Below are 5,953 nucleotides of genomic sequence, written 5' to 3'. Positions count from 1 at the left end.
ATTGAACTGTCAGGAGCTGGCTGCACAACAGCCATTACGCCCAATCAACTGGTGCAGTCGTCTTCTGAAAATGACATTTGTGCTCAACATCTGACATCAGGTTAGGGTTAGTCTTAACTGACACCACCTCCCAGGGCCTGATATAAAGCAACACTATCGACTAGGCGTTGTGCCTGGACCGCAACCATATTGATCCGGATTGACTGTGCCTGTTGCTGCGCGATGAGCAGTTGCAGGTAGCTGGCCGCGCCCAGCCGGTATTGCCGCTCGACCGACTGCAAGGAGGCCTGTGCAGCCATATCAGCGGCAGCGAGGGCAGTCAAAGTTTGTGCATCGCTTTCCACCGCGCGCAGGGTGTCGGCGACGTTACGCAAAGACTCCAATACGACGCTCTGGTAATTGGCTACGGCGGCATCAAAAGCGGCGAGCGCCGCTCTTTTTTCAGCGGGTAGCCCTGGATTAAAAAGAGGCTGGGTGAGCTGCGCAACCAGGCCCCACACTGCCGAGCCACCACCGAACAGGGCACCGGTGGTCAGCGCCTGAGAACCAAGGTTGGCGCTCAGGTTGATCTGTGGGTAGAGCTTGGCGACAGCCACACCATAGTCTGCATTGGCCGCATGCAACAGCGCCTCTGACGCCTGGATATCCGGTCGGCGGCGCACCAGTTCTGAGGGCTCGACGAGCGGCATCTCGACGGGTAGAGTGAAATCGGCCAGAGTGAAGGCCGGGATGCCACCCGTGCCTGGGGCACGACCGGCTAGCACCGCCAGTAGATGTTCGGTTTGTTGCAGTTGTTTACGCAGCGCAGGCAGTTCTGCCCGCGTTTGCTCCGCCTGAGCTTGTAGGCTCAACGCTTCATCAGGTGAGGCCTGACCGATACGCACGCGTTCATGGGCCAGGCGCAGTTGCTCATCCTGCACGCGCAAAATGGCAGTAGTGGCTTCTAGTTGCGCGGCGAGGCGTGCTCGGGTAATGGCAGCGGTTGCCATGTTGCCGGCAAGGGCCAGGCGCGCAGCATTCAGTTCGAAGCGACGGTAGTCGGCGCGAGCAGCCAAGGCTTCGAGTGCGCGCCGGTTGCCGCCAGCCAGATCGAGGTTGTAATGCACGCCAACGCTGGCGTTGTAGAGGCTGAATTGACGTGCGTCTCCGCTCAACCCTTGGCTACTGGGACTCATTTGCTGGCGCTGAGATCCCAGTGCGACATCTACCTGTGGATATTGCGTCGAGCCCGCCTGTGCGGCAAGAAGCTCCTGCGCCTGTCGCAAATTGGCGCTGATGCTCGCCAGCGTCGGGCTGACATGGAAAGCTTCGTTTATCAGTCCGTCGAGTGCGGATGAACCCAAGCTTTGCCACCATTGCGTTTCGATCGGAAGCCCTTCGACTAGACGTTGTGTTTCGCCGAACTGCGTGGGAGCGGACACGGTTCTATCAGCTACCGGTGTTGCAGTGTAGCGAGCCACATCGGGTGCGGTGGGACGCTGAAAATCAGGGCCGGCGGCGCAGCCGGCCAGACCGGCGGTGACCAGACCAGCTACCAGGTAAGTTGCCGCAAGCCGTCTTTCAAGGCTGATGGGGCGCTGGCATGTTTTAGCGTGCTCCATAAAAATGCTCCACGAAAGGTTTACGGAAAGCTTGGTGGCAGCCCAAGCAGCTTTCCTGCACGTGGGCGAATGATTGGGTCACCGCCTTGCCGTCGCTGCTCGCAGCAGCCAGCTTCATGGCCAGCGCCGCCTCGTGAGTCTGCGCGTCAAAGTTTCTGAACTTGGTCGCATCAGCGCCGAGGTAAGCAAGGATGCGCATTTTTTCAGTAAGCGGTGGCTCGGGGTGTGCAGCAACTTTTGGGGCGAGCTGAACGACCTGAACCCATTCCTCCTGCGAAATCGCACCGGTAATAGCCTGCATGTTGCGCCCGAGTTCCTGCATGATCTTGCGTAGCGCCAGTGGCTCAACCTGGGTAGCGTCACCAGCCCAAGCTGGCAACTGAAAACCCCATAAAAGCAGGCAGGCCGTAACGGTCAGGGTGATAGTTCCAAATGCGTGGCTGTGTTTGCGGTGGGTCATGAAATTCTCCTGTAATTCAATCGTTCTCTCATTCGAACTCCCGCCCTTCGCCAGCTTCCTCATGGGTCACGCCGTCGCGGATGTGGTAGATGCGCTTGAATGTGGGGATGATCTTTTCGTCATGGGTGACGACGATGATGGCGGTCTCGAACTTCCGGGCCATGTCGTTGAGGATGCGGATTACAGCCATGGCGCGCTCGGAATCCAGCGGCGCAGTGGGTTCATCGGCCAGGATCACCGGCGGACGATTGACCAGTCCGCGCGCGATGGCGACCCGTTGCTGCTCGCCACCGGAGAGTTGCGAGGGCATTGCGCGAGCTCGGTGTTGCACATCAAGCGCTGTGAGCAATTCCAGTGCCTTCGCGCGCGACTCTCCATTCGCGACGCCTGCAAGCATCGGCAGCAGCGCCACGTTGTCGGTGACATCGAGAAACGGAATCAGGTACGGCGCCTGGAAAACGAAACCGATCTTGTCACGCCGTAAGGCGCGCAGGTCGCGGACTTTCCAGCCATCGGCGTAGATCACTTCATCGCCCAGCGTCATGCGACCGGCGGTCGGTTCGATCACCGCACCCAGACACTTGAGCAGCGTGCTCTTGCCGGACCCGGAAGGGCCGATCAGTCCCACCACTTCACCAGGCGCAACATGCATATTCACGTCTCTCAAGGCAAAGACAGCGGTGTCACCATCGCCATACCGCTTGCTTAAACTTTCGATGTGTATCCCTTTGCCACTCATCTCAACCTCCAATGGCTTCGGCCGGATCGACCTTGAGTGCTATGCGAATGGCGACGAGGCTAGCTAGAACGCAGATCACGAGCACGGCAAAAAAACCGGCGACAGAATCCATTGGCGTGAGCAGGACATATTTTGGAAAAGCCGGTGCTGAAAAGGTGGCTGTGATCTTGCCGACCACGAAGCCAATCACGCCCAGGGCGAGCGCCTGCTGCATGATCATCGCGGCGATGGTTCGGTTGCGTGTGCCGATGAGCTTCAACACCGCGATCTCACGGATTTTGTCCATCGTCAGCGAATAGATGATGAAGGCAACGATGGCCGCGCTAACGATGGCCAGAATCACAAGGAACATGCCGATCTGCTTGGCCGAGGTGGCGATCAGCTTGCCGACGAGGATGTCTTCCATCTGTGCCCGGGTGTAGACCGTCAAACGCTTCCAGCGCTGGATGGATTCGGCAACCTCGTCCGGCGCATGACCAGGTTTCAGAGTGACCAGCACGGCATTGACGAACGCGTTGCTGCTCTGTGAAGCAATCACGGCATCCAGCAAACCTGGATCACCGGGTCGATTGAAGACCGGGTTGGCTTCGGTGCGACGCCGGCTTTGCCAGATGGCATCGTTGTCCTTGAGGAACTGGGCCTCCTGGGCATCTTTGAGCGGAATGAATACCATCGGGTCGCCGCTGGACGACACCATACGCCGTGTCAGCCCCACGACGGTGTAATGATTGCGGCGAATGGTAAGACGATCTCCCAGTTTGAAGCCGGTGGCGATGTCGGCCACAGCCTCGTAGTGACCGCGCGTGATCTGGCGTCCAGCGACGAGATAAGGAGGCCATCCGGGTGTAGCCCCCAACGCACCGGGCGCGATGCCGACCACCATGGTGCGTACATCACTCTCGCCCTTGCGTACCTGCATGGTCAGGTAGGTCGCGTTCGCTGCCTGTGAGACTCCCGGCATGGCGAGAATGGCGCGATACACGTCATCGTTGAGGCTGGACGACTCCGCATAAGGACCCAGAGTATCCTTTTGCACCACCCAAAGGTCAGCGCCACTGTTGTCGAGCAACGCCTTGCCGTCGTCCACCATGCCTCGGTACACCCCAGCCATGACTAGGGTGACGCCGATCAGCAGACCCAGACCGATGCCGGTGAAGACGAATTTCCCCCAGGCATGGAGAATGTCGCGGCCGGCCAGGCTGATCATCGTGAAACTCCCGGGATATGCTCGACCACATGGATGCGGCTGCGCGCCGTCAGTGCCTTTTCGCTATAGGTCACAACCTGGTCCCCATTCTTGAGCCCTTCGCGCACCTGCACGTAACCATTGAGGTCGGAAGTGCCGAGCTTGACCGGGGAGAAATGCAGATCACCATCCACGATTTGCCAGACACCAACTTTATCGCCTTCACGCTGGACGGCAGCGTTGGGGATCAGTGGAGCGGCCGGGAGCGCCGGCAAGTCAACCGTGACTTCGGCCAGTTCACCCACTGGTGGCAAAGGTTCTGGTTTGTTATCGAATGTCACCTTGGCAAGCGTTTCCTCGGTTACCGCGTCGGCCTTGGGTTCCACCCGCAGCACGCGACCTTTCAAGGTCTGGCCACCACGCGAACGCAGGACGATATGAGCCGGCAGCCCCCCAGCCAGCCCCGATGCGCTGATCTGGTCGAAGCGCACATTGATCCACAAACTCTTGGGGTCGATCACTTCCACCACGGCCTGGCCCGCGACGATGGTCGTGCCGGGATCGGCATCGCGCACGGCGACTACACCGTCGACCGGCGCGATCAGGCGCAGATTGCTCCGCTGCGCGACGAGTGCTTCGCGGTCGGAGCGTGCCCGGGCAATATCTTCCCGAGCGGCGGATAGGGCGGCATCGGCGATCTGCAGTTCCTGCCGCTTGGTGGTGACGATTTCCTCGCTGGTCGAGCGCACCGCAAACAATTGCTCATAGCGGCGCGCCTGGGTTTGCGCGTAGGCTTGCCGGGCTTCTGCCTCGCGCAAAGCCGCTTCCGCCCGCTTGAATACAGACTCCTGTGAGCGCACCCGATCATCAAGGTCGACCGGCTCCATCTCGCCGAGCACCTGTCCGGCCTTGACCTGGTCGCCTACATGCACCTCCAGGCGTTTGACGCGCCCGGCAAACGTCGGCCCGATCTTGTAGGTGTAGCGCGCCTCCACCGTGCCGATGCCGAACAGCGCCGGTGTGATAGCCCGTGATTCCACGCTTGCCACCGTCACAGCGACCGGGGCGAGCGGCCCTGATCGCAGACCGATATAAATAAAAAGCACCAGCAAAGGAATGATGACGGCAAGCAGTGCCAGGGTGCGGCCTTGCAAGGGTAACTTTTTCATTGCGCACTCCTTATGCCACGCCGATAAATTGCAAAGACGCGCGGCGCATCGCGGTGCATACGTCCCACATCACCCGCCAACAGCGATTGCATGACCAAGCCCTGGATCGTGCCAATGAACAGCGTTGCCGCCGCCTCGTTGTCAAGCGAGGGAGACAACTCGCCGCTGGCCTTGCCTTTCTCGATGAGACGATGCAAACGTTCGCTGTAGCGCTGAATCAAGGTTTGCACCATGCGCTTGGCCGGTGTCGATTCGGCACGCTGAAGCTCACCAAACATCATTCTTGGCACGCCTGGGTGCTCAGCTACGAATTCGATATGACTCATGAACATCGCCTCCATGGCTGCCAAGGGCGACTCGATTCCTTGTGCGGATCGATCGATTCTGGCTAATAGGCGCTCTGCTACCCACTCCATGACCGCCTGCCAAATGGCTTCCTTGTTCGGGAAGTGCCGAAACAGCGCACCCTGGGTCAAGTTCATGTGTTTAGCGATAGCCGCAGTGGTTATCTCGCTTGGGTTTTGTGAACCGGCAAGCGCCACGACGGACTCGACAGTTACGGCACGACGTTCATCGGCCGGCAGATGCTTTGGATGGGTGTCCACGAGCACTCCTTGTAAGATAGTAATTGATTACTATCTTACCACAAGAGGCAACTCAAACAAGAGAAAACCCGACGTACTCGTCAATATCTAGAGTCTGCAATGGGCTTAACGTGCTTTATTTAATGAGATGGTCACTCCCTCCTTCCCAGTACTATGCTGAGGACAGGCTTTCATTCGGAGAACCATCATGGAA

Annotated in this window: 6 protein-coding genes and 1 pseudogene; all 7 read right to left on the bottom strand. The window is 59.1% G+C overall.

The features are described from left to right. Positions 1 to 9: 9 nt before the first annotated feature. Positions 10 to 87: pseudogene (locus tag QMN38_RS27225) on the bottom strand (EAL domain-containing protein); the annotation flags it as partial. Between the two features lie 26 nt (positions 88 to 113). Next, complete coding sequence (locus QMN38_RS26175) at positions 114 to 1,601, bottom strand: efflux transporter outer membrane subunit (protein WP_323606374.1); 1,488 nt, start codon at positions 1,599 to 1,601, stop codon at positions 114 to 116. Next, complete coding sequence (locus QMN38_RS26170) at positions 1,588 to 2,061, bottom strand: cytochrome c (RefSeq protein ID WP_016236502.1); 474 nt, start codon at positions 2,059 to 2,061, stop codon at positions 1,588 to 1,590. The genes QMN38_RS26175 and QMN38_RS26170 overlap by 14 nt, the downstream gene beginning before the upstream one ends. A 28-nt stretch (positions 2,062 to 2,089) precedes the next feature. Continuing rightward, positions 2,090 to 2,800: an ABC transporter ATP-binding protein gene (locus tag QMN38_RS26165; RefSeq protein WP_004393997.1), complete on the bottom strand. Its 711-nt coding sequence runs from the start codon at positions 2,798 to 2,800 to the stop codon at positions 2,090 to 2,092. Between the two features lies 1 nt (position 2,801). Continuing rightward, a complete protein-coding gene (locus QMN38_RS26160; protein WP_000624215.1) occupies positions 2,802 to 4,007 on the bottom strand; it encodes an ABC transporter permease in 1,206 nt (401 codons plus the stop codon). Beyond that, entirely contained in the window at positions 4,004 to 5,155 is a 1,152-nt protein-coding gene (locus QMN38_RS26155) for an efflux RND transporter periplasmic adaptor subunit (protein ID WP_323606373.1), read from the bottom strand. The genes QMN38_RS26160 and QMN38_RS26155 overlap by 4 nt, the downstream gene beginning before the upstream one ends. Next, a complete protein-coding gene (locus QMN38_RS26150) occupies positions 5,152 to 5,760 on the bottom strand; it encodes a TetR/AcrR family transcriptional regulator (RefSeq protein WP_000379506.1) in 609 nt (202 codons plus the stop codon). Before QMN38_RS26150 ends, QMN38_RS26155 begins: the two co-directional genes overlap by 4 nt. Positions 5,761 to 5,953: the final 193 nt, after the last annotated feature.

Source organism: Citrobacter sp. R-1.5.2 (genome assembly GCF_035064245.1).
In the GTDB taxonomy this organism is placed as follows: domain Bacteria; phylum Pseudomonadota; class Gammaproteobacteria; order Enterobacterales; family Enterobacteriaceae; genus Citrobacter.
The sequence above is the reverse complement of the archived record's forward strand: the minus strand, read 5'-3'. Positions and strand labels throughout refer to the sequence as shown.

Excerpts from the sequence above, each read along its gene's own strand:
- QMN38_RS26155 (WP_323606373.1), bottom strand. The coding sequence starts at position 5,155 with ATGAAAAAGTTACCCTTGCAAGGCCGCACCCTGGCACTGCTTGCCGTC.
- QMN38_RS26160 (WP_000624215.1), bottom strand. The coding sequence starts at position 4,007 with ATGATCAGCCTGGCCGGCCGCGACATTCTCCATGCCTGGGGGAAATTC.
- QMN38_RS26165 (WP_004393997.1), bottom strand. The coding sequence starts at position 2,800 with ATGAGTGGCAAAGGGATACACATCGAAAGTTTAAGCAAGCGGTATGGC.
- QMN38_RS26170 (WP_016236502.1), bottom strand. The coding sequence starts at position 2,061 with ATGACCCACCGCAAACACAGCCACGCATTTGGAACTATCACCCTGACC.
- QMN38_RS26175 (WP_323606374.1), bottom strand. The coding sequence starts at position 1,601 with ATGGAGCACGCTAAAACATGCCAGCGCCCCATCAGCCTTGAAAGACGG.